Origin of the sequence: Streptomyces sp. NPDC090741 (assembly GCF_044769045.1) — a bacterium.
In the GTDB taxonomy this organism is placed as follows: domain Bacteria; phylum Actinomycetota; class Actinomycetes; order Streptomycetales; family Streptomycetaceae; genus Streptomyces.
Genome location: NZ_JBIVXF010000001.1, coordinates 450,621 through 473,372, shown reverse-complemented (window position 1 = coordinate 473,372; position 22,752 = coordinate 450,621). Strand labels below are relative to the sequence as shown.

Below are 22,752 nucleotides of genomic sequence, written 5' to 3'. Positions count from 1 at the left end.
GCGCTGGCTGCCGCCGCTGCTCGCCGTCCTCCTCGGCCTCCGGGGCCTGGAGCGCGCCGGCGCGGACGGCCGCGGCAGCATGTGGCGCGACGAGTCCGTCACCTGGCAGGTGGCGCACCGGCCGCTCGGCGGGATCTGGGAGCTGCTCGGGCAGGTCGACGCCGTGCACGGGCTGTACTACCTGCTGATGCACGCGGTGTTCCTGGCCTGGGACGGCGGCGGGGCGGGTACGGGAGGAGCGGGCGGGGCCGGCGGCCTGTGGGCGCTGCGCCTGCCGTCCGTCGCCGCCACCGCGCTCGCGGCCGCCGGGGTGGCCGCCATCGCCCACCGGCTCGCCGGGGAGCGGGCCGCGCTGTGGTCCGGCGCGATCTACGCCCTGCTGCCGCCCGTGCAGATGTACGCCCAGGAGGGCCGCTCGTACGCCCTCGTCGCCGCGGCCGTGGTGTGGGCGACGTACCTGATGCTGCGCGAGCGCTGGGTCGCGTACGCCGTGGTCCTGCTGCTGGGCTGCTGGCTGCACGAGTTCGCCGTACTGGCCCTCCTCGCGCACGGGGTCACCGCCCGGCGCTCGCGCGGCTGGCGGTGGAGCGCCGCCGCGGTGGTGGCCCTGCTGCTGCCGCTGGCCGTGGTGAGCGCCCGGCAGGCGGAGCAGCAGCTGGGCTGGCTCGGCCGGCCGAGCTGGCGGGACTGGGCGGCGTACGGGGTCGTCGCGGCGGCCGCGCTGCTGCTCGCGCGGGGCGCGGCCGTACCGCGGGAGCTGGTCCGGGTCGCGCTGCCGCTGGCCCTGCTGCCGCCCGGCCTGCTGATGGCGGTCTCCCTCGTCCACCCCTGGTACGTGGACCGGTACGTGCTCTACGCGCTCGCCGGGCTCGCCCTGCTCGCCGGGACCCGGCTGGCGGCGGCCCGGGGGTGGTGGCCGTGGCTGCTGGCGGGCGCCCTGCTGGTGCCGTTCGGATGGTGGTCGCTCTGGCTGCGCACCCCCGAGAGCCGCAAGGACGACGTGCTCGCGGTGGCCGCCGCCGTACGGGAACGGGCCCGGCCGGGAGACGCCGTACTGTTCATGCCGTCGCGGCGGCGCGAGTGGCTGCTGTCCTCGCCCGAGCTGTACGCGACCCTGCGCGACCCGGCCCTGGACCGCACCCCGGCGGCATCGCACAGCCTCCAGGGCACGGAGCTCCCGACGGCGGAGATCTGGACCCGCCTGGTGGACACCCCCCGGGTGGTGGCCCTCCAGGACCCGGCGGACCAGCCGCTGGACCCGTACCCCCGCGAGGCGGTCAAACGCCAGACGCTGGCCTCGCACTTCGACCTGTGCTCGGTGGACGAGGTCCGGGGCGCCCGGATCGCCGTCTACGCCCTGCCGGGCCACTGCACGGACCGCTAGCGCAGTTCGTCCTGGTAACGGGCGTGCGGACCGGCGAACGGTTCGAGGAAGTCCTGCTGGTGCGCCGGGTTCAGCCTGGCCTTGCCGGGCCCCGGCAGGAACGGCTTGCCGTGGTCGGACAGCGTCAAGGAGGCGCGTTCGCCGGTCGGCAGGGTGACCGTCACCTCCACCGTCATGCCGAAGGTGGCTTCCTCGGGCGCGATGACGGCGCTGATGCCGAAGGCGCCCCGGCCGTCCGCGCCCGCTGGTCGTCTCCGTCACGGCTCCCCCAAGCCTGGGCCCCGGCTCCCGGGACCGCCATGGTGCGGCACCCGGGGCGCGCAGCAGAGGCGAAAAACAGCCGATCCGAAACAAACGGCCCAGATGCTCGTAGTCCGACGGGAGCACGACGAGGACGACGAACGTCAGGATGATCAGGCGCTTCGCGGGCGTCTTCGGGCCCCGTAGGAAGATGTGCGTCGGGCCCCTTCGCCTGCGCGGCCCGCCGACCCACTCGGAGGTGCCGTATGACCACGTCCCGCTCTGCCGCGGAGGCTCCCGCCCGGCCAGGACCGCTGGTCGGGGCGGACTGGCTGGCCGGCCGGCTCGGCGAGCCGGGGCTCGTCGTGTTCGACGCCTCCGTCGGCGCCCACCGCGGCGCCGGCCGGCGGATCCCGGGGGCCCGGCCCTTCGACCTCGACGGCGCCCTGTCCGACCACGAGGCCACCGCCCCGCACACCATGCCCGCAGCCGCCGCCTTCGAGGAGGCGCTGCGCGGGCTCGGCGTCGACGACACCAGTACCGTCGTGGTCTACGACGGCGCCGGCATCTACTCCAGCGCGCGGGCCTGGTGGATGCTGCGCGCCATGGGCTTCGACCGTGCGGCCGTCCTGGACGGCGGACTGCCCGCCTGGACCGCCGCCGGACTGCCCGTCGAGGAGTGCGGACCCGTGTACGAGGGCCCGCGCGGCTCCTTCACGGCCCGGCCGCGGCCGGGGCTGCTGGTGGACTTCGCCGCAGTCGGGGCGGCCCTTGCCGATCCGGCGGCGCTCGTACTGGACGCCCGTACGCGCGAACGCTTCACCGGCGCGGCCCCCGAACCGCGGCCGGGGCTGCGCGGGGGACACATGCCGGGCGCGGTGAACCTGCCGTTCGGGGACCTCCAGCGGGACGGCGGCCTGATGCGGCCCGCCGGGGAACTCCGCGAGGTCTTCGCGGCGTTGACCGGTGACCGGGAGCGGCTGTACTTCAGCTGCGGTTCGGGAGTGACGGCCTGCGTCCTGGCCCTGGGCGCCACCCTCGCCGGCTACTGCGCCCTGTCGGTCTACGACGGCTCCTGGACGGACTGGGCCACCCGCCCGGACCTCCCGGCGACAACGGGCTGACGGACCGGGACCGGGGGATAGCCCCACCCCGGGCCCGGGTGCGTCCCCCATCGGAAGACGGCCGGCGACGCACCAAAGTGGTACGCATGCCTTCCCACATCACGTCATTGCGCTTCAGCCGGACGGTGGTCGTCCTCATGGCCGCCGGCCTGCTGCTGCTCTACGGGTGCTCCTTCGAGGACGCCGAGCAGAAGACGGCGACCGCCGACGCGACGGTCGGGGAGGCCGTCACGGCGGTCGAGGTGAAGGACGCGCGGCGCGGCTCCATCGAGGTCACCCCCGGCGCGGGCCCGGGGGTCACGGTCCACCGGACCGTCCACTACCGCGGCGACGCCGTGCCCAAGCCGGGCCAGCGGGTGGCGGGAGGCGTCCTCGCCCTCACGGACGGCTGCTCGGACCCCTGCTTCATCGACTACCGCCTGGAGGTCCCGGCCTCGGCCACGGTCACGCTGGCCGCCGGCAGCGGCCGCATCACGGTGACCGGAGTGGCGGGGGCGGACCTCTCGTCCTCCTCCGGCGAGGTCACGGCCGACCGCATCACCGGCCCCCTGAAGGTCCGTACGTCGTCGGGGTCGGTCACCGCCACCGCCCTGACCGCCCCGACGGCCGACCTCCGCGCCTCCTCGGGCGACGCCCGCCTGACGTTCACGACCCCGCCGGCAGCGGTAACGGCGGAAACCAGCTCGGGCGACGTCACCCTCCGCGTCCCCCAGGCCCCGTACGAGATCACGACGACCACCACCTCGGGCACCCGGAACACCCTCCCCTCCACCCCCACGGCCCCCTCCCACCTTTCGATCCAGACCTCCTCGGGCGACATCCGCATCCAGCCCACCCCCTGAGCCCGCCGGCCTGGACCCCTGCCGGCGGGCGGGGACCCGGGGCCTGGGGGCGACATCACTTCGGTTCCCCCACCCGGCCGGGATCCTTCGGACCGCCGGGCGGAGTCGTGAAGTACCACGCCTCAGAGCGTCGCGGCGTCGAGAAGCTGCGGTTCGATCCGGAAGCCCGCACCCACGCCGTGATGAAGCACGACCTGCGGGGCTTCCTCCCGGCTGTCATGGTGCCGGGTTTCGCGCGGTGGCTGCACCGCGGCACGGGCCGAGAGCCCTCGACGGATTGCCTGCGCCGCGAGCTCGCGGAGGAACTCGGCGAGGTCGGCCATCCCGAGCTGACACACCTGTCGCAGGCGGGGCGGTGGCCTTCTCCCCGGTCCGCAAGGTGATCGACGGACCGTGGAACGTCCCGGGCGAGCAGTACCGGCAGATCCGGTTCCTCGAGGTGTACGACCTCCTGCGTGACCGGCCCGAGGCCGACGAGCTGCGCACCGCCCTGCTCACCCTGTCCCGGGACCCGGGTGACTCCCAGGTGATCGCCGCGACCAGGCAGGAAATCCTGCGAGTCCGGTCCGGACCCCACCAGCTGCTGCCTCAGTCCGCCTTCCTCATCGGAGACCGACGCGTGCGCGAGGACATCCAGCCCGTGCGCTGAGAGGCGACACCACGTGAACGACCCCCTGGCCCTGCTGCATGCCGAGGCCGCGGCCCTCAACATCGACCTCACCCCGGATCTGCTCGGCCGGGTCATGGCCTGCTTCGGCGAAGGCGTCTTCGCGAAGCTGCTGGACCCGGCCGCCGGCGCCACGGTCGTCGCGGGGGTCTGGCAGGCGACGTACAACAAGCTCGAATTCGAGAACGCCGTCATCGTCTGCCTCGCCATACGCCGCGTGCTGGCACTCGGACCTTCCCGGCTCCGGCCGCATCTCGGCGACCTGCGGTGGAAAGCGACCTGGTGTCATGTCCACCTGTATCTGGCGGGGTCGCTGTACCAGCGGTCCAAGGAACTGATGGGCACGGGCTCGGGCGACGCCGTCCGCCCGATGCTCACCGAGGCCCTGCGCTGCTGGGACGCCGTCGAACCGAACGACGTCCACCTCGCCAAGGGCGAACCGGGCCGGATCCGGCGCGGGATGCGTGGGGTCACCCGTCTCGTCCTCGCCCGTCAGGACGCGTCCCCCCTCGCCCTGCTGCACGGCGCGAGGACCGACCTGCACCTCGCCGAGCAGCGTGGCGACACCACTGCCGAGCACTTCGCCTTTCACCTGGAGGTCCTCTACCGGCTGGCACAGGACCCGGCGGAGCTCCCCACCCTGTGGATCGAGGCCGACCATCTCGCCGCCCGGACCCGGCCCCATGTCTCCGGTTCCTTCACCTGGCTGTGCGCGCTCGGCGAACTGCACCTGCGCAAGGCCCAGTCGGTGGTGAGTGCCGAGGACGAGCCGCTGTTCGACGGCCCCGACCCACCGATACCCGGCGGCGAGCCGGGTGTCCCGGACACCTCCGGCGAAGAGGCGGCCGTCGCCCGCCGCACCGCCGCGCTGGAGGCCTACGAACAAGCGCTTCGGAACTTCCAGGAGGCGAAGGACCGGGCCACCTGCCGGGAGAACGGCTTCCGGCTCGTCATGCTGCGCCACAACCACGGTGTCGCCCGGGCGGGCATCGCCCGTACCCTCCAGGCGCTCAGGCGCGCCGACGAGGCTCAGGCGCATTACGTCACCGCGATCGAGGACATGCGCTGGAGCGCCTCCCACGACACACCGGTCCAGGGCTCCGCGTTCCCCTCGGCACTGATCGACTACGCCCTCTACCTGTACCGCGCCAAGGACTGGGCGGCGGCGCACGCGCTCGCACGGGAAGCCCGTCTTCTCCGCGCGGCCAGCCCGGGCCTGCTCGTCGAGTCCCGGGAACGGTTCACCGTCGAGTTATGGCGTGCCACCGCGCTCCGAGCCCTCTGACCGCAGACGGAGGCACCCTCCGACGAGTTGCCGGACCCTGATGCCGGGTCCGCCCCCGATCCGGTGGAGGTACGAACCCGGCTCGACGCGCTCCTGGCCGCCAGGCCGGCCGAGTCGCTGTCGGCCGATCCACTCGTCCGGGCCGCCAGGCTGCTCATCGACCGGGCGGACGTGGCCGACCTCGCGCGCGTGCGCGCCACACTGACGACCCTGCACACCCTGCGGGAGACGATCCCGGTCGGGAACCGTTCCTGGCTGTCCGCCCGACTTGGCATGCTGTTCGGCCAGTTGGACCGGATGGGGCGAATGGTGGACTGCGCGGCCGCCGGGGACCCCGGAACACCTCTGTTCGCCAACCTGGTCGCACAGGCCTACGCCTACTTCGGCGACGCCGTCCGCGAGACGACCGTCCGCCGTCGGCACGCCGAGTTCGGTCTCGGCAGGGCCGCGCTCCACCATGCCAAGGCTCTCCTCGCGGAGACGGGGGACTCCGAGGCCGCCGTCATGCTGCTGCACGAGGCACGTGAAGTCCTGCTGGCGTGCATCGAGGAACCGGCCGCTGCGGACGACGCGCACCCCACGACGACCGCCCCGGTGGAGCAGCCGCTCGTCCGCGAGCGCGTGACCAGCCGGCGCGGGGTGTTCGCCCCAGGCGAACGGGGGTTGGGGAACATTGAGGGGCGCACATGCATTGAGTCGGCATAGCTCAACTTCACTGCCGGAGGGAAGATCATGGCTTCGACGTCCGTAACGCTCACTCTGCCCGTGCTGCCGCTAGACGACGAGGTCGTGCTGCCTGGGATGGTCGTACCGCTGGACCTGTCCGATGCCGAGGTGCGGGGGGCCGTCGAGGCTGCCCAGTCGGCGGTCCGGAGCGGGAAGCCCCGGGTGCTGCTCGTGCCGCGGGTCGACGGGAAGTACGCCGGCACCGGTGTGCTCGGGACCGTCGAGCAGGTGGGGCGGCTCTCCGACGGGGACCCCGGGGCGCTCATCCGCGGTGTCGGCCGCGTCCGGATCGGGGCCGGGACCACCGGGCCCGGGGCCGCGCTCTGGGTCGAGGGCGAGAGCGTCGACGAGAGGCTGCCCGATCCGCTGCCGGGGTCGGTCACCGAGCTCGTCAAGGAGTACAAGGCACTCGCCACCAGCTGGCTCAAGAAGCGCGGGGCCTGGCAGGTCGTGGACCGCGTCCAGCAGATCGAGGGCGTCTCGGCCCTCGCCGACAATTCCGGTTACTCGCCCTTCCTGACCGTCGCGCAGAAGGTCGAGCTGCTGGAGACCGCCGACCCCGTCGCCCGGCTCAAGCTGGCCATCACCTGGCTCCGCGACCACCTCGCCGAGCAGGACGTCGCCGAGTCCATCGCCAAGGACGTCCAGGACGGCGTCGAGAAGCAGCAGCGCGAGTTCCTGCTCCGCCGCCAGCTGGAGGCCGTCCGCAAGGAACTGCGCGAGCTCAACGGGGAGAAGGACGGCGAGGAGTCCGACGACTACCGGGCCCGCGTCGAGGGCGCCGACCTGCCCGAGAACGTACGGGAGGCCGCGCTCAAGGAGGTCGACAAGCTGGAGCGGTCCAGCGACCAGTCCCCGGAGGGCTCCTGGATCCGCACCTGGCTCGACACCATCCTGGAACTGCCCTGGAACGAGCGGACCGAGGACGAGTACGACATCCGCGGCGCCCGGGCGATCCTGGACGCCGAGCACGCCGGGCTGAGCGACGTGAAGGACCGCATCACCGAGTACCTCGCCGTGCGCAAGCGGCGCAGCGAGCGCGGCATGGGCGTCATCGGCGGCCGCCGCGGCGGCGCCGTACTGGCGCTCGTCGGGCCTCCCGGCGTCGGCAAGACCTCCCTCGGGGAGTCCGTCGCCCACGCCATGGGGCGCGAGTTCGTACGCGTCGCCCTCGGCGGCGTCCGCGACGAGGCCGAGATCCGCGGCCACCGGCGTACGTACGTCGGCGCCCTGCCCGGCCGGATCGTACGGGCCATCAAGGAAGCCGGGTCCATGAACCCGGTCGTCCTGCTCGACGAGATCGACAAGGTCGGGTCGGACTTCCGCGGAGACCCGGCGGCCGCGCTGCTGGAGGTCCTGGACCCCGCCCAGAACCACACCTTCCGGGACCACTACCTGGAGGTGGAGCTGGACCTGAGCGACGTGGTGTTCCTGGCCACCGCCAACGTCCTGGAGGCCATCCCGGAGGCGCTCGCCGACCGCATGGAGCTCGTGCGCCTCGACGGGTACACCGAGGACGAGAAGGTCGTCATCGCCCGCGACCACCTGCTGCCCCGCCAGCTGGAGCGCGCCGGACTCGGCGCCGACGAGGTCGTGCTGGAGGAGGACGCCCTGCGCAAACTGGCCGGGGAGTACACCCGCGAGGCGGGCGTGCGCACCCTGGAGCGCTCCATCGCGCGCCTGCTGCGCAAGGTGGCCTCCCAGCACGAGCTGGGGGAGCGGGAACTGCCGCTGCGCATCGGCGCCGACGACCTGCGCGGGCTCATCGGGCGCCCGCACCACGTCCCGGAGTCGGCGCAGGACCCCGCCGAGCGGCGCACCGCCGTCCCCGGCGTGGCCACCGGGCTCGCGGTGACCGGAGCGGGCGGCGACGTCCTCTTCGTCGAGGCCTCGCTGGCCGACCCCGAGACGGGGGCCGCGGGACTCACCCTCACCGGACAGCTCGGCGACGTGATGAAGGAGTCGGCGCAGATCGCGCTCAGCTTCCTGCGCTCGCACGGCGCGGAGCTGGAGCTTCCGGTCGCCGACCTGAAGGACCGGGGCGTGCACATCCACTTCCCGGCGGGCGCGGTGCCGAAGGACGGCCCGAGCGCGGGCATCACGATGACCACGGCGCTCGCCTCGCTGCTCTCCGGGCGGCAGGTGCGGACCGACGTGGCCATGACCGGCGAGGTCTCGCTGACCGGGCGCGTCCTGCCGATCGGCGGGGTCAAGCAGAAGCTGCTGGCCGCACACCGGGCCGGCCTGACCACCGTGATCATCCCGAAGCGGAACGAGGCCGACCTGGACGACGTCCCGTCCGAGGTACTGGAGGGACTGGAGGTCCACCCGGTGACGGACGTGCGCCAGGTCCTGGAACTGGCCCTCGCGGCAGACGCCGTCCGGGTGACCGCCGCCGCCTGACCGGCCCGCCCGACGGGCCCGGGACCCCTCCCCCGGACTCCGTCCGGGGGGACCTCAGGCGGGGTCCCGGGCCGGTGGCGTGCGCGCTGCGAAATACTGGTGCCTCGGGACACCATCGATGGGAGCGGACGTGCACGGAAGCGAAGACCAGGAGTTCCTTGCCCTGGAGCGGGAGCTGTCCGTCTTCCTCCGGCGCGCCAGGGCCTCGTCCGGGGAGATGGCCCGCGCGCTCCATCCCGAGCTGGAGCCGGCCGCGTACGGGCTGCTCACACGGCTGGAGGCCGCGGGCCGGCAGCGGGCCACCGAGCTCGCCGCCTACTTCGGGGTCGGCAAGGCCACCATGAGCCGGCAGCTGCGGGCTCTGGAGGTGCTGGGTCTGGTGGCGCGCGAGCCGGACCCGGCCGACGGCCGGGCCTTCCTCGTCGGGCTCACGGACGAGGGCCGGGAACGCTTCCTGCGCGTACGGGGGGCCCGGCGCGAGCAGTACATGCGCAAGCTCGCCGACTGGGACCGCGGAGAGGTCGCGGAACTGGCCCGGCTGCTCCATCAGTTGAACCAGGGCGAGGAGTAGCCGCCGGAGCAGCCACGGCTGCATATACGGCTACGGCTACGGCTACAGCTCCGCGTACGCAGCCGAGGCGTCGTCGTGGCGCTTGCCGCGCGTGCGGGGGCGGGCCGGGTCCGACTCCAGGGTGCGGACCCGGGCGATCAGGGACTCCGCGCCCTCCTTCCGCAGCACCGCGAGGCACTGGGCCCAGTCGCCCTCCCCGAACGTGTCCGTCCACCGGCTCGCCCCGTCGGTCAGCGCCGCCAGCGCCCGGACCCGCTCGCGCGGGGTCCGGCCCGTCACCGCCCGGGCGGCGACCTCCGGGTCCGCCGCCGCCGTGAAGAAGCCGCCCTCCGCGTTGCGCAGCGCGTCCGCCGAGGCCTGCGTCCGCAGCAGCTCGCGCGGGATCCGGTCCAGCCGGTCGTCGAGCACCGCCGTCACGTCGCCGCCGGGTGCTTCGAGGAGCAGTACGGAATCCGAGAGCACGAGGTGCTCCACGTACTCCTCGTCCCACCGCGCCATCACCACCGTCGCCTGCGGGGTCCGCACGTGAGAAAGGTCACAGGTTTCCCGGTGCTCGTCGGCGGTGCCGCGGATGGCCTCCGCCAGGATCCGCTCCAGTGGCATGTCCCGCCGCGATCCGGACAGTTCGGTCAATCGGCCCCCGAGCCGGGCCGCGAACCAGGGCACGCCGTGCGAACACCCCACCTCGCCGCCCGGCGGGGTGACCCCGTCCAGGGCGACCAGGACTCCGCCGCCCGCGGCGGGTATCGCCGCCGATAGCCAGTCCTCATTGGGGCGTTCCGGGTCGCCGGGGGCCGAGGCGAGGTCGATGCGCATACGGACATTCTGCCCGCCCCGCAGGTGCCGGACGGCCGGGGTGGGGCGAAAAGTCCGTACCAATGAGCTGCTCGCCGGGCGCACGGCATCCGCGCGGCCGGCGCGGTGTTCGGCGGGCCTCCGGCGGCTGTGGGCGGGCATATTGCCAAAGCCCTCACCGATCTTTCAACCACCCGTCCATGACGACCCCCTGTAGGCGCACCGCCGAGTTGGTTGCCAACTCATCCGTGATGTTCACTCGTTCGAGTGGCCGGGTGGGCGATGTCAGGCTCTCTCCCCAACACACTGCAAAGGTCTGAGGCGGTACGAGGAGGCAGGGGGCGTTTACTTGTTGACCGGCCGTTACCTCGGCCACACGAGTAGACGAGCACGAGCACACGTACAGGATTGCGAGCACCGGTGCAGAAGAAGCGGTCTCGGAAGAACGGCACCGCCACCGACGGACCAGCCCCCGCAGGACGCCCCGTCCGCGTGCGCAGCAGGCTCGTCATCGGCGTCGCCGTCGCCGGCCTCACCGTCCTCGCGGCCGGCGCCCCAGCCGTGGTCTCCGCGACACGGGAGCTGAACGACTCCCAGCAGCTGGTCACGCTCGCCGAGCAGACCCAGCACACCCTCACCCTCGCGCACCTCCTCGCCGACGAGCGCGACGCCGTCGTCGAGTACGTGGCCAAGGGCCGCCCCGGCGCCCAGGCGAAGGGCCCCGTCCAGGAGCGCACCGCGCTCACCGACCGCCAGCTCGCCGAGGTCCAGAACGAGGCCGACGAGACGCTCGCCCGCGCCCTCGGCCGCGTCCAGGCCGTCCGCACCGAGGCCGTCGACGGCAAGGGCAGCGCCCTCGCCGCCCACCAGGCGTACGCGGGCGTCATCGCGGAACTGCTCGCGCCGGGCGACCGGCTCGCCGAGCTGACCCCGCCGCGCGCCGTCGCCGCCCTCGCCACCACCCGCCCGCTGGCCCCGCTCGGCCAGGCCGTGGAACAGGCCTCGGCCACCCGTGGACTGCTGCTCGCCGCGCTGGCCGTCCCCCGCGGAGAGCAGCCCTCCAACACGGCCGCCACGGACGAACTCACCACCGCCGCCCAGCGGGCCCGTGTACGGGAGCAGGCCGCGCTCGACGACTTCAACCGGGTCGCGCGCCCCGACGTACGCCAGACCCTCGCCGCCACCGTCAGCGGACCCGACGTCAAGACGGCCGACGACTACCTCAAGCGGCTCACCGAACGGCCCACGCTGTCCACGGCCGACCGCCGGCTCGACGGCGCCGCCGTCGCCCCTCCGCTCACCGCCCGCATCGACCGGATGCGGTCCGTCGAGGCCACCCTCGCCGGGCAGCGGGCCACCGCGCTCGCCACCCTGCGCGACGACGACGTGACCCGGCTGGAGATGCTGGTCGCGGTCCTCGGCCTGCTGTTCCTGGTCGCCGTCGGCTTCTCGACGGCCGTCGCGCGCTCGCTGACCCGGCCGCTGTCCGTACTGCGCCGCGGCGCGGCCCGGCTGGCCACCCCGGAGGGCTCGGTCGAGCCGGTCCGCTTCACCGGCCGCAACGACGAGTTCGCCGAGGTCGTACGCCACCTCAACGCGGTCCGCGACCAGACGGTCTCCCTGCACACCCGGATCGCCGGCCTCGACGCCGACGGGCGCCGGCTCATCGGCCGCAACGAGGCGCTCTCCGCGGCCCGCGAGGCGCTGGAGCAGGAACTGACCGCGGACCGGGAGGCGATGGCGCAGGAGCTGACGCAGCTGCGGGCCGGCCTCGAAGAGCACCGCCGCATCATGTCGACGACGTCGGTCTCGCTCTCGCTGCGCACGCTGGGGCTGGTGGAGCGCCAGCTCGCGGTCATCGAGGAGCTGGAGTCCAAGGAGCAGGACCCGGACCGGCTGGCGACCCTGTTCAAGCTGGACCACCTGGCGACGGTCATGCGCCGCCACAACGAGAACCTGCTGGTCCTGGCCGGCCAGGAGCACAACCACGGCGCCGGTCCCGCTCCGGTCCCGCTGGTCGATGTGGCGCGGGCCGCGGTCAGTGAGATCGAGCGCTACGAACGCGTAGACCTGGCGGCGTTGCCGCCGTTCACGCAGGTCGCGGGGCACGCGGCCGACGACATCTCGCACGTGCTCGCCGAACTTCTGGAGAACGCGACGACGTTCTCGCCGCCCGAGGCGAAGGTACGGGTCTCCGGGTGGCTGCTCGACTCGGGTGACGTGGTGCTGTCCGTCGTGGACGAGGGCATCGGCGTCACCGGCGACCGGCTGGAGGCGCTGAACGCCCGCCTGGCCACGCCGGAGGCGTACGACGAGGAGCCCGAGGCCGAACACGGCCTGGGCCTCGGCCTGTACGTGGCGGGCCGCCTCGCGGCCCGGCACGGGGTCACGGCCGAGCTGCGCGCCGGGCGGCACGCGGGCACGGAGGCCCTGGTGGTCGTCCCGGCCTCGCTGCTTCCGGCCACGCCGCCGAGCTCGCCGGTGCACACGTTCGCCACGCCGGCGCCGGGCGTGCCGCAACTGCGGCTGCCGGGCGTGATCGCGGAGGCGAACGAGAACACGATCCCGGGGCGCCGGATGCCGGAGCCGCCGGCGGTGGAGCGGGACGCGGAGGCATCGGCGCAGGCCGACCCCGTGTCTGCCCCGGCCCCGGCCGACCCTGTGTCTGCCCCGGCCCCGGCTGCCGAGCCCTTCCAGGACCTGGGCCCGGAGGCCGACGCCGAGCTGCTGCGGGGCATGGAGTGGGACCCGGCCGTACCGGACGCCGCGGACGAGCCGTTGGCTGCGGGTACGGGGCCGGACGTGGATCCGGACTCGGGCTTCGCTTCGGACGCGGCTGTCGGCCTCGGTGGCGAGCCGGGTACGGACCCGGCGCCGGACGCAGCCCGGCCCGCGGACGTGGCCGGCGACCAAGGCCCGGACGTGGATCCGGACTCGGGCTTCGCGCCGGCCGTAGACCCGGACCCGGTGTCGGTCCCGGACCCGGTCTCGGACTTCGCGCCGGGCGCGGGCCTGGCTCCGGACTTCGGGCCGGATCTGGCCGGGGGGCTGGAGCCCGACAGGGCCGCGCAGGCGCCGGGCACGGACGGTGGGCTGCCGCCCGCCGACCAGGTGTTCACCGCGGGCCACGCCTTCGGGGATCCCGCGGACGTACTGCCTCCGGCCGACCAGGTGTTCACCGCGGCCGGCGGACCGGCCCCGGCCGAGGAGCTGCTGGCCCGGGTCGTTCCGGACGCCGCCCCGGCGGCGGAGGCCGGGCTGCCGGGCGCCGACCAGGTGGTCACGGCGGCCGCCATCCCTGAAGAGGTCCCGGGCGAGCCCGATCCCGGCGAAGAACTCCTCGCCCGGGTCGTCCCCGACGCGGGACCGGATGCCTTCGCCGGGCCCGACCCTGACCCGGCGTCCCCCGACCGGCTGCCCGATGCCGGCCCGCGGGCCGACGTACCGGAAGCAGGACTGCCGCTGCCCGGGGAGGCCGCCACCGCCGTCGCCCCCGACGGCCCGGCGGAGCCCCACCGGCACGCCCCCGACGAGGCCGACTGGGTCCCCCGGCAGGGGAGCCACCCCGACTCCGGGCCGGAGGCGGCCGTCACCGACAAGGGGCTGCCCAAGCGGACCCCGCGCACGGTGGGCGCGAGCCGCCCCGAGGCCGTACGGCCGCCCGCGCCGGCGCGCCGCGTCGACGCCGACGAGCTGCGCCGCCGGCTCGGCGGCTTCTACCAGGGGACGCGGGACGGACGGCGCGTCGTGGCCGCCGAGCTCGCACAGGACACCGACCAGGGGGACACCGCACAGGAGGCACGCACATGACCGCGCCCAGTACGTACGGACTGAGCACCCAGGCCCGCAACCTGCAGTGGCTGCTGACCGACCTGGTCGAGGAGGTGCCCGGCGTCAACTCCGTCGCCGTCGTGTCCTCGGACGGGCTCCTGCTGCTGTCCTCCGACCCCGGGGGAGCGGCCGCGGGCGGGAACCCCGCGCGCACCAAGGGCCCGCGCGGCGCCTGCGCCGACCTGGCGACCATCGTCTCCGGCCTCGGCAGCCTCACCACGGGCGCCGCCGAACTCATGGAGGGCGGGGCGGTCAAGCAGACGATGGTGGCCATGGAGCACGGCTCCGTCTTCGTCATGGCCATCAGCGACGGCTCGCTGCTCGGCGTGCACGCCACCCCCGACTGCGACATGAGCGTGGTGGCGTACCACATGGCCCTGTTCGTCGGCCGGGCCGGCCACGTCCTGACCCCCGAAGTCCGCAGCGAGCTGCGCCAGTCGATGGAGAAGACCCCGTGAGGAGTACGGCCTCGGCGGCGTCCGCGCCCGCGTCGGGCGCGGCGTCGGTGTCGGGCGCGGCGTCCGCGCCCGCGTCCGACCGTCTGCCGATACGCGGGGCCGACCGCCGCCCCGCCCGCGTCCGCCCGTACTCCCTCACGGGCGGCCGCACCCGCTTCGCGCAGGTCCTGCACGTGGAGACGTTCGTCGCCGCCTGCGACACCCGGGCGTCGGAGCCGCAGCGGCCCGAGCCCGACGACCGCACGCCCGAGATGCCGGCGATCGTCGAGGTCTGCCGCCGCATGCGCACCATCGCGGAGATATCCGCGCTGCTGAAGCTGCCGCTCGGGGTGGTCCGCGTCCTGGTCAGCGACCTCGCCGACCAGGGACGGATACGCGTCTACGGGACGGGGCACGGCCCCGGGCGCCCCGAACGCGCGCTGCTGGAAAGGGTGCTCAGTGGTCTTCGCCGTCTCTGACCCGCCCGTCGGTGCGCCCGCCGGTACGCCCGTCCACGCCAGGACCGCCTTGGACGACGAGCCCGTCCAGCCCTGGCAGTACGACCGCTCCCGTGCACCCGTCGCCGTCAAGGTGCTGGTCGCGGGCGGCTTCGGCGTCGGCAAGACCACCTTCGTGTCCTCCGTCTCCGAGATCACCCCGCTGCGCACCGAGGCGGTGATGACCCAGGCCGGCGTCCCGACGGACGACCTGTCCGGCACCCCGGACAAGAGCACCACCACCGTCGCGATGGACTTCGGCCGCGTCACCCTCGCCGACGACCTCGTGCTGTACGTGTACGGGACCCCGGGCCAGGAGCGCTTCTGGTTCATGTGGGACGACCTGGTGCGCGGTGCCATCGGCGGCATCGTCCTGGCCGACACGCGCAGGCTGCGCGACTGCTTCCCCGCGCTCGACTACTTCGAGAGCTGCGGGCTCCCGTACTCGGTCGCCGTGAACCACTTCGAGGGCTCGCACGCGTACGAGCCGCAGGACGTGCGCGAGGCGCTGGCCATCCCGCCGCACGTGCCGGTACTGATCATGGACGCGCGGCGCCGGGACACGGTCGTCGAGTCCCTGATGACGCTGGTGGGCCACGCGCTGGACGCGACCCCCGAATAGGTTCCCGACACCCCCGAACCGCCGAACCGCTCACCCGAATCGAGAACGTGAGATGCGCAAGATACTCGTCGTGGGGGCCGGTCAGTCCGGTCTCCAGCTCGCCCTCGGCCTCCAGGCGAAGGGGTACGAGATCACCCTCATGTCCAACCGGACGGCGGACGAGATCCGCACCGGGCGGATCATGTCCACGCAGGTCATGTTCGACACGGCGCTGCGGCACGAGCGCGACCTCGCCCTGAACTTCTGGGAGCGGCAGGCCCCGCGGATCGAGGGCCTCGGCGTCTCGGTCGCCGCCCCGGACGGCTCGCGCCCCGTCGACTGGCTCGGCCGCCTCAAGGGATACGCGCAGTCCGTCGACCAGCGCGTGAAGATGGCCGGCTGGCTCGACACCTTCGTACAGCGCGGCGGACAGCTGGTGATCCACGGCGCGTCCGTCGCCGACCTGGACTTCTTCTCCCGTACGTACGACCTGGTGCTGGTCGCCGCGGGCAAGGGCGAGCTGGTGTCGATGTTCGGGCGGGACGCGGCGCGCTCCCCGTACGACGCGCCGCAGCGCGCGCTGGCCGTCTCGTACGTGCACGGGCTGGAGCCGCGGCCCGAGCACCCGGAGACGGAGGCGGTGCGCTGCAACCTGGTCCCGGGGGTGGGCGAGCTGTTCGTCATGCCGACGCTGACCACGTCGGGGCGGGCGGACATCCTGTTCTGGGAGGGACTCCCGGGCGGCCCGCTCGACGTGTTCCGCGGGGTGAACGACCCGGCCGAACACCTCGCACTCACACTGGAACTGATGGAGAAGTTCACGCCCTGGGAGTACGCGCGGGCGGCGAACGCGGAACTCACGGACGCGGGCGGCACGCTGGCCGGCCGGTACGCGCCGGTCGTCCGCAACCCGATCGGGCGGCTGCCGGGCGGCGGGCTGGTGCTGGGCGTCGCCGACGTGGTCGTGGCGAACGACCCGATCACCGGCCAGGGCTCGAATTCCGCGTCCAAGTGCGCGGCCTCGTACCTGTCGTCGATCCTGATGCACGGGGACAAGCCGTTCGACGAGGCCTGGATGAAGGCCACCTTCGACAAGTTCTGGTTCACGACGGGCAAGCCGGTGACCCAGTGGACGAACGCGATGCTGGGCGTTCCGCCGGAGCACGTGCTGAACCTGATCGGGGCGGCCGGACAGTTCCAGCCGGTGGCGGACCGTTTCGCCAACGGCTTCGACCAGCCGGCCGACTTCGACGGGTACTTCTACGACGCGCAGGACGCGGAGGACTACTTGGCGGAGGTCGCGGAGGTCGCGGAGGTCGCGGGGGCCGCGGGGGCCGCGGGGGCCGCGGGAGCCTCTGCGGAGGCCGTGGGAGCCTCCGCGGAGGAGTAGCCGCTGTCGTCGCCGCTGCCGTCGCCCGTGTCGTTGTCGGGAAGTGCCGGTGCGGTGAACTCGGCGAGCGGGGCGGCGTCGGGATCGGGCCGTACGGCGCCGAGGAGCGGATTGGCGGCGATGGGGGAGACCTTGACCTTCGCGCCGGGGCGCGGGGCCTGGATCACCTTTCCGTCGCCGACGTACAGGGCCACGTGGGTGGCGGTCGGGAAGTAGACCACCAGATCGCCGGGGCGCAGCTCGTCCAGGGGCACCTTCGGGAGCTGCGCCCACTGTTCCTGGCTGGTCCGGGGGATGGACCGGCCGGCGTGCGCCCAGGCCTGTGAGGTGAGCCCGGAGCAGTCGAAGGACCCGGGGCCCTCGGCGCCCCAGACGTACGGTTTGCCGATCTGCTCGGTGGCGTAGGTCAGGGCGGCGCCGCCGGCGGCCGTGGGCGTACGGGGGGTGGCGGCGAGCCGGCCGGAGTCCAGCAGCTCCCGCTGCGCGGTGGCGGTGTTCGCGGCCTCGCGGGAGCCGAGCCGGGCGAGCTGCTCGGGGGTGAGCGCGGCGAGGACCCGCTCGACCTGCCTGAGTTTGAGGTCGGCCTCCTGCTTGTGCCGCCTGCGCTGCGCGGTCAGGGTCTGCCGGGCGTCGAGTGACTTGCGGGCGGTGGTGGCGAGGAGGTCGGCCCGGCGCTCGCTGCGGGTGAGCCGGGTCAGTACCCCGGCCCGCCGGGCGCCCTCGCGGGCGGCGAGCCGCCGCTGGTCCTGGGCGGCCTGGGGGTCGCCGGTGAGCAGCATCCGGGCGTACGGGGAGAAGCCGACGGCGCCCTGGTACTGCTCCCGCGCCACCCGCCCGGCGGCGGCCTTCTCGGCGCCGAGGGTGGTACGGGCCTTCGCGAGCTCGGCACTGAGCCGCCGCTCCTCGTCCTGCCCGGCCTTGAGCGCGAGTTCGGTGGCCTTGTACCCCTCGGCGGCGGCTTCGGCATCCCGATAGAGCCCCTGCAGCCGCGCGAGCAACTCTCCGACGCCGAGCCCCTGGAGGGCGGTGTCCCCTGCGCCGCTGAGCCCCGGCAGCGCGCCGGCACCCGTGCTGCCGGGGTCCCGCGTGGTGGCGGCGCCTGCGTCGACGGGGATCCGGGTGGTGGCGGCGCCGCCTGCGGTGCCGGCGCCCTGCTGGTCGGTGGCGTCCGCCGTATCGGTGGCCTGCCGGCCGGTGGCGTCCGCCACACTGGCGGTCCGCGAGTCGGTGCCGCCCACCGAGCCGAGCCCCTGCGGGGCGGTGGTCCGCCGGGGGGTGGTGTCTTCCGGGTCGGGGTTCTGCGTCTTGGTGGCGTCCATCGAGGCGGTGCCCTCCGGCGCAGTGGCATCCGCCGAGCTGAGCCGGTGCCGGGCAGCGGCGCTTCCGGCACCGGATACCTGCGGGGCGGTGGCTTCCACCCGGCCGAGGCTCTTCCGGTGGGCGGCGCCTGCGGTGCCGGGGGGCTGGGCGGGGCTTCGCCGGGAGGAGGCGTCCGCCGAGCCATGCGCCTGCCGGGCGGTGGCGCCGTCGGGGGCGGCGGGTTCTGCGGCGGCACGGGGCCGCCGGGTCGTGGCAGCGGCCGAGTCAGCCAGGAAGTCGGGCACGGACCCGGCGTGGGTGACGGGGAGCGGCCCGGACACGAACAGGGCGGCGATGCAGGCGGCACGGAGCACGCGGCGTGACATGTGATCACCTCCAGGCGGCCGATGCTGCCACGCCCGGTATGACAAATCCCCCACCCGGAACGGCCAGTTCCCCACACCCACCCGTCCGGCCCACCGCTGCCGGGGCCGCTGCCCCGCCCGGCCCCCTGGTAGCCGGACCCTGCGGGTGGCTTCGGAGCCGGGGCGATCCCGGGCGGGGCGGCTGCGTGGTGGGCCGGGGCCGGGGGCGGGGTGGGGTGCCGTCCGGGGCGGGCATGATTCATGGCGGCCGTTCCGGGTCGGAGAGGTGGCCGGGGTCCACGCCACAGATCACGTTTTACGCCCCGGCCGACACCCCACCCCACCCCACCCCACCCCACCCCCGACCCCGGCGGGTTCGCCCCTCCGGCGCATCCGGCCCGCCGGCGTTTTGGGCACGGGTCCGGGCGGAGCCCGGGAAACGGAGAAAGGGCGGGGCGGGGAGAAGGCCCCGCGCAGCGGCGCCCGCGCCACCGACCGGCAGGGTCATCCGCCCTGGGTGCGGCCGCGCCGACCGTGCCGGGCCGTCAGGAGTGGAGGAGGCGGGTTTTGGCCTCCTTGAACTCCTGGGGGGTGAGGAGACCTTCCTTGGCCAGGTTGGCCAGTTGTGCCAGTTCCGTGGCCAGGCCGGCTGGTGGGGTCATCGTCTGGCCGCCGCCGGTGGTCGTCCGGCCCTCCGGAGCCATCGTCTTGGCTGGAGCGGTTTCGCGTCCGGCGGCCGCGGGTCCCGCCGTCTCGCGTCCCGCCGTCTGCGGGGCGGTGGTCTCGGCCCCCGGGCCCGCGGAGCCGGCAGGCTCGGCGCCGGCCGTCTCGGAGTCGGAGGACCCCGCCCCGGCCCCCGCCGCCGGCGGGCGGCCCGCCGCTCGGGTGAGGAGGCCCTGGAGGAGGGGGCGGCCCGTGGGGCGGCGGGCCGGTTCCACTCTCGTGCCGACCGGGCGGATGAACATCAGGCCGCCTCCGTCCGCTCGGGCGGGATCCGGACCGAGCCCACGATGCGCCCGCCCGCCGCCCGTACCGCGATCGCCGCGTCCTCGGCCCACACGTGCTCCACGAGCAGCAGCAGCGCGCAGCTGCCCCGCTCCAGCAGCTCCGCCGACTCCTTGACGTCCTCCGCCCCGATCAGCTGCGCGGCCTCCCGGTGCCGCAACAGCCCCAGCAGCTCCATGAACTCGTCGAACTCCGCCGCCAGCACCTCACCCGCCGCAGTCTTCGTGACCACGAGCCCGTCGATCAGCCGTACGACCCCCGCCTTGCGCAACCCCATCACGGCCTCGACCGCCGGTACCCGCAGCTGCTCCTCCGGGAAGGCCAGGACGATGAATTCCACTGGTCCCATGTCTCGCCGCTCCCACTCGTGACCGATTCTGACTACTCCTCGGCACTCTATGACATAAGCGGACATACCATCCGTCCGCTTGCTACGTTTCCGATATGACCGCTCTGACGGCAGAGGTGGCGGAGCCCGCGCCGCCCCCGCCCCCCGACGGCTCCGCGTCCATGCGCAGAGGCGTCGAGCTGACGCTCCTCGCCGGAGCCGTCCTCATCTGCGTCCTCGGCCACCTCTACGTCGGCCTCGCCACCACCGGCCGCGCCCCCGGGTCCGCCGGCCGCTACGCCGCCGGGCTCGGGGGCGCGGCCCTGCTCGCGCACCTCGCCGTCCGCTTCCGGGCCCCCTACGCCGATCCGCTCGTCCTGCCCATCGCCGTCCTGCTCAACGGACTCGGCCTGGTCCTGATCCAGCGCCTCGACCTCACCACTCCCGCCCACCTCGCCGCCGGTGACCAACTGCGCTGGTCGGCGCTGGGCGTGGTCCTGTTCGTCCTCGTCGTCGTGCTGCTGCGCGACCACCGGGTGCTCCAGAAGTACGCGTACCTCTCCGTGGCCGCCGCCCTCGTGCTGATGCTCGTCCCCGTCTTCTTCCCGGCGGTCAACGGCGCGCACATCTGGATCCGGTTCGCCGGACTCTCCTTCCAGCCCGGCGAGTTCGCCAAGATCCTGCTCGCCGTCTTCTTCGCCGCCTACCTCGCCGCGAACCGCACCGCCCTCGCCCTCACCGGCCGCCGGCTGTTCTGGAAGCTGCGCCTCCTGCCCGGCCGGGTCCTCGGCCCGATCCTCGCGATCTGGCTGCTCAGCGTCGGCGTGCTCGTCCTGGAGCGCGACCTCGGGACCTCGCTGCTCTTCTTCGGGCTCTTCGTCGTCATGCTGTTCACCGCCACCGGCCGGATCGGCTGGATCGCGATCGGGCTGCTGCTCGCCGCCCTGGGCGCGTACTCCGTCGGCACCCTGGAGCCGCATGTGCACAGCCGCGTCGAGGACTGGCTGAATCCTTTCGCCTCCATCGAGAGGGGGGAAGGACCGGGCCAGCTCGCCCAGTCCCTCTTCGCCTTCGCCGCCGGTGGGCTGCTGGGCTCCGGGCTCGGCCACGGGCAGTCCTTCCTCATCGGCTTCGCCGCCAAGTCGGACTTCATCCTCGCCACCGCCGGCGAGGAGCTCGGCCTGGTCGGCCTCACCGCGATCCTGCTGCTCTACGGACTCCTCGTCCACCGCGGATTCCGCGCCGGGCTCGCGCTGCGCGACCCCTTCGGCCGCCTCCTCGCCACCGGGCTCGCCTCGATCGTCGCGCTCCAGGTGTTCGTCATCGCCGGGGGAGTCACCGGGCTGATCCCGCTCACCGGCATGGCCATGCCCTTCCTCGCCCAGGGCGGCTCCTCCGTCGTCACCAACTGGATCATCGTCGCGCTGCTCGTCCGGCTCGGCGACAGCGCCGGCCGGCCGCGCCCGGCCGAAGGGGGCGGCGCGTGATCCGGTACATCCGCTGGTGCGCGTACTTCTGCGCGCTGCTGCTCGCCGCCCTGCTCGTCAACGTGGCCCGGGTGCAGGTCTGGGAGGCCGCCGCGTACGGGGCGAACCCGGCCAACAAGCGCCCCGCCATCGAGCGCTACGCCGAGCCCCGCGGGGACATCCTGGTCGACGGGCGGCCCGTCACCGGATCCCGGGACAGCGGCCAGCTCCTGCGCTACGAGCGGACGTACGCGAACGGTCCGCTGTACGCGCCGGTCACCGGGTTCTCCTCGCAGACCTACGGGACCAGCCTCCTGGAGCGCGCCGAGGACGCGGTCCTCTCGGGCACCGATCCGGGGCTCTCGGTCTTCCCGCTCTGGTACGACCTGGCCCGCGGCCGCCCGTCCGGCGGCAACGCGGAGACCACCGTACGGTCCGGCCCGCAGCTGGCCGCGTACACCGGACTGGCGGGCCGGCGCGGCGCGGCCGTCGCCCTGGAGCCCGCCACCGGCAGGATCCTCGCGCTGGTCAGCAGCCCCTCGTACGACCCGGCGGCGCTCTCCGGCACCGGCGGGCCCGTCAAGGCGGCCTGGGTCCGGCTGAACGCGGACCCCGCCCGGCCGATGCTGAACCGGGCGCTGCGCGAGACGTACCCGCCCGGCTCCACCTTCAAGATCGTGACGGCGGCCGCGGCCCTGGACGCCGGCGTGGTCACCGATGTGGACGCGCCCACGCAGACCCCCGACCCCTACCCGCTGCCCGGCACCAGCACCCTCCTGCCGAACACGGCCACCGGCTGCCAGGACGCCTCGATGGCGGAGGCGGTGCAGTGGTCCTGCAACACGGTGATGGCGAAGATCGGGGTACGGGTCGGGCTGCGCGCGATGGTGGACGCGGCGCGCCGGTTCGGGTTCAACGAGGAGGGGCTGCGGGTGCCGGCCTGGGTGTCGCGGTCGAACTTCGACACGGACATGAGCCCGGACCAGCTGGCGCTGTCCTCGATCGGGCAGTTCAACACGACGGCCACGCCGCTCCAGATGGCCATGGTGGCGGCGGCGGTCGCGAACGGCGGCGAGCTCAAGTCCCCGTACCTCGTCGACCGGACCACCCAGGACGACGGGGACCAGGTCCGGCGCGGGCAGCAGCACGGCCTGGGCCGGGCGATGAACCCGGCGACGGCGCTGCGGCTGCAGGAGATGATGGTGCAGGTGGTGGAGAACGGCACCGGGCACAATGCCGCGATCCCGGGCGCGGTGGTCGGCGGCAAGACCGGCACCGCCCAGCACGGCGTCGGGAACGCGGGGGCACCGTACGCTTGGTTCATCGGCTGGGCGAAGGCCGAGGACGCGCCGCAGCCGGGGGTCGCGGTGGCGGTGGTCGTCGAGGACGCGGAGGCGCACCGCGGGGACATCAGCGGCAACGGCGCGGCCGCCCCGATCGCCCGGGCGGTGATGGAGGCCGCGCTCGCCGCTCAGATGTCCCCTTGACCCGACCCC

At 74.1% G+C, this 22,752-nt stretch carries 21 protein-coding genes; 16 read left to right on the top strand and 5 right to left on the bottom strand.

Annotated elements, in window-relative coordinates; translation table 11 throughout:
- Positions 1-79: 79 nt before the first annotated feature.
- Positions 80-1,384: a hypothetical protein gene (locus ACIQU4_RS02140; RefSeq protein WP_403724678.1), complete on the top strand. Its 1,305-nt coding sequence runs from the start codon at positions 80-82 to the stop codon at positions 1,382-1,384.
- On the opposite strand, the gene ACIQU4_RS02135 is transcribed toward ACIQU4_RS02140, so the two are convergent.
- On the bottom strand, positions 1,381-1,560 hold the full coding sequence (locus tag ACIQU4_RS02135) for a hypothetical protein (RefSeq protein WP_403724676.1): 180 nt from the start codon (positions 1,558-1,560) through the stop codon (positions 1,381-1,383). The two genes, ACIQU4_RS02140 and ACIQU4_RS02135, sit on opposite strands and share 4 nt — an antisense overlap.
- A gap of 330 nt (positions 1,561-1,890) precedes the next feature.
- On the opposite strand from ACIQU4_RS02135, the gene ACIQU4_RS02130 reads away from it, so the two are divergent.
- The 8 genes from ACIQU4_RS02130 to ACIQU4_RS02095 all read left to right on the top strand — a co-directional run bounded on the left by ACIQU4_RS02130 (position 1,891) and on the right by ACIQU4_RS02095 (position 9,242).
- On the top strand, positions 1,891-2,748 hold the full coding sequence (locus ACIQU4_RS02130; RefSeq protein ID WP_403724675.1) for a sulfurtransferase: 858 nt from the start codon (positions 1,891-1,893) through the stop codon (positions 2,746-2,748).
- 86 nt (positions 2,749-2,834) lie between these two features.
- The gene (locus ACIQU4_RS02125; RefSeq protein ID WP_403724673.1) at positions 2,835-3,590 is read left to right on the top strand and encodes a DUF4097 family beta strand repeat-containing protein; all 756 of its coding nucleotides are present in this window, start codon (positions 2,835-2,837) and stop codon (positions 3,588-3,590) included.
- A gap of 107 nt (positions 3,591-3,697) precedes the next feature.
- Positions 3,698-3,973, top strand: coding sequence for a hypothetical protein (locus ACIQU4_RS02120; protein ID WP_403724670.1), 276 nt, complete (start codon positions 3,698-3,700; stop codon positions 3,971-3,973).
- Complete coding sequence (locus tag ACIQU4_RS02115; protein WP_403724669.1) at positions 3,946-4,239, top strand: hypothetical protein; 294 nt, start codon at positions 3,946-3,948, stop codon at positions 4,237-4,239. Before ACIQU4_RS02120 ends, ACIQU4_RS02115 begins: the two co-directional genes overlap by 28 nt.
- Positions 4,240-4,252: 13 nt before the next feature.
- A complete protein-coding gene (locus tag ACIQU4_RS02110) occupies positions 4,253-5,542 on the top strand; it encodes a hypothetical protein (protein WP_403724666.1) in 1,290 nt (429 codons plus the stop codon).
- 27 nt (positions 5,543-5,569) lie between these two features.
- The gene (locus tag ACIQU4_RS02105; protein ID WP_403724663.1) at positions 5,570-6,247 is read left to right on the top strand and encodes a hypothetical protein; all 678 of its coding nucleotides are present in this window, start codon (positions 5,570-5,572) and stop codon (positions 6,245-6,247) included.
- A 27-nt stretch (positions 6,248-6,274) separates the two neighbouring features.
- Positions 6,275-8,671, top strand: coding sequence for an endopeptidase La (lon, locus tag ACIQU4_RS02100; RefSeq protein ID WP_403724660.1), 2,397 nt, complete (start codon positions 6,275-6,277; stop codon positions 8,669-8,671).
- 118 nt (positions 8,672-8,789) lie between these two features.
- Positions 8,790-9,242 carry a MarR family winged helix-turn-helix transcriptional regulator gene (locus ACIQU4_RS02095; RefSeq protein WP_403724657.1) on the top strand — a complete coding sequence of 151 codons (453 nt, stop codon included), beginning with the start codon at positions 8,790-8,792 and terminating at the stop codon, positions 9,240-9,242.
- Between the two features lie 42 nt (positions 9,243-9,284).
- Here the strand turns inward: ACIQU4_RS02095 and ACIQU4_RS02090 are convergent, their stop codons facing one another.
- Positions 9,285-10,058 carry a protein phosphatase 2C domain-containing protein gene (locus ACIQU4_RS02090; protein ID WP_403724654.1) on the bottom strand — a complete coding sequence of 258 codons (774 nt, stop codon included), beginning with the start codon at positions 10,056-10,058 and terminating at the stop codon, positions 9,285-9,287.
- A 471-nt stretch (positions 10,059-10,529) separates the two neighbouring features.
- Between ACIQU4_RS02090 and ACIQU4_RS02085 the strand changes: the two genes are divergently transcribed.
- Genes ACIQU4_RS02085 through ACIQU4_RS02065 form a run of 5 tightly spaced genes read left to right on the top strand, consistent with a single transcriptional unit; the run spans position 10,530 to position 16,793 of the window.
- Positions 10,530-13,847 carry a nitrate- and nitrite sensing domain-containing protein gene (locus tag ACIQU4_RS02085; RefSeq protein ID WP_403724651.1) on the top strand — a complete coding sequence of 1,106 codons (3,318 nt, stop codon included), beginning with the start codon at positions 10,530-10,532 and terminating at the stop codon, positions 13,845-13,847.
- The gene (locus tag ACIQU4_RS02080) at positions 13,844-14,326 is read left to right on the top strand and encodes a roadblock/LC7 domain-containing protein (RefSeq protein ID WP_403724648.1); all 483 of its coding nucleotides are present in this window, start codon (positions 13,844-13,846) and stop codon (positions 14,324-14,326) included. The genes ACIQU4_RS02085 and ACIQU4_RS02080 overlap by 4 nt, the downstream gene beginning before the upstream one ends.
- Before the next feature lie 47 nt (positions 14,327-14,373).
- A complete protein-coding gene (locus ACIQU4_RS02075; RefSeq protein ID WP_403725927.1) occupies positions 14,374-14,784 on the top strand; it encodes a DUF742 domain-containing protein in 411 nt (136 codons plus the stop codon).
- Between the two features lie 49 nt (positions 14,785-14,833).
- Positions 14,834-15,424 carry a GTP-binding protein gene (locus ACIQU4_RS02070; protein WP_403724646.1) on the top strand — a complete coding sequence of 197 codons (591 nt, stop codon included), beginning with the start codon at positions 14,834-14,836 and terminating at the stop codon, positions 15,422-15,424.
- Between the two features lie 52 nt (positions 15,425-15,476).
- Positions 15,477-16,793 (top strand): styrene monooxygenase/indole monooxygenase family protein, encoded by a 1,317-nt coding sequence (locus ACIQU4_RS02065; RefSeq protein ID WP_403724643.1) that lies wholly within the window; start codon positions 15,477-15,479, stop codon positions 16,791-16,793.
- Here ACIQU4_RS02065 and ACIQU4_RS02060 read toward each other — a convergent pair.
- The 3 genes from ACIQU4_RS02060 to ACIQU4_RS02050 all read right to left on the bottom strand — a co-directional run bounded on the left by ACIQU4_RS02060 (position 16,688) and on the right by ACIQU4_RS02050 (position 19,811).
- Positions 16,688-18,478: an NlpC/P60 family protein gene (locus ACIQU4_RS02060; RefSeq protein ID WP_403724640.1), complete on the bottom strand. Its 1,791-nt coding sequence runs from the start codon at positions 18,476-18,478 to the stop codon at positions 16,688-16,690. The two genes, ACIQU4_RS02065 and ACIQU4_RS02060, sit on opposite strands and share 106 nt — an antisense overlap.
- Before the next feature lie 524 nt (positions 18,479-19,002).
- Positions 19,003-19,422 (bottom strand): hypothetical protein, encoded by a 420-nt coding sequence (locus tag ACIQU4_RS02055; RefSeq protein WP_403724637.1) that lies wholly within the window; start codon positions 19,420-19,422, stop codon positions 19,003-19,005.
- Complete coding sequence (locus ACIQU4_RS02050; protein WP_387290145.1) at positions 19,422-19,811, bottom strand: DUF6325 family protein; 390 nt, start codon at positions 19,809-19,811, stop codon at positions 19,422-19,424. The genes ACIQU4_RS02055 and ACIQU4_RS02050 overlap by 1 nt, the downstream gene beginning before the upstream one ends.
- Positions 19,812-19,906: 95 nt before the next feature.
- Here ACIQU4_RS02050 and ACIQU4_RS02045 point away from each other — a divergent pair, with 95 nt between their 5' ends.
- Together ACIQU4_RS02045 and ACIQU4_RS02040 are read left to right on the top strand one after the other, a co-directional pair.
- Entirely contained in the window at positions 19,907-21,277 is a 1,371-nt protein-coding gene (locus ACIQU4_RS02045; RefSeq protein WP_403724634.1) for an FtsW/RodA/SpoVE family cell cycle protein, read from the top strand.
- On the top strand, positions 21,274-22,743 hold the full coding sequence (locus ACIQU4_RS02040; protein ID WP_403724631.1) for a penicillin-binding transpeptidase domain-containing protein: 1,470 nt from the start codon (positions 21,274-21,276) through the stop codon (positions 22,741-22,743). Before ACIQU4_RS02045 ends, ACIQU4_RS02040 begins: the two co-directional genes overlap by 4 nt.
- Positions 22,744-22,752 lie beyond the last annotated feature (9 nt).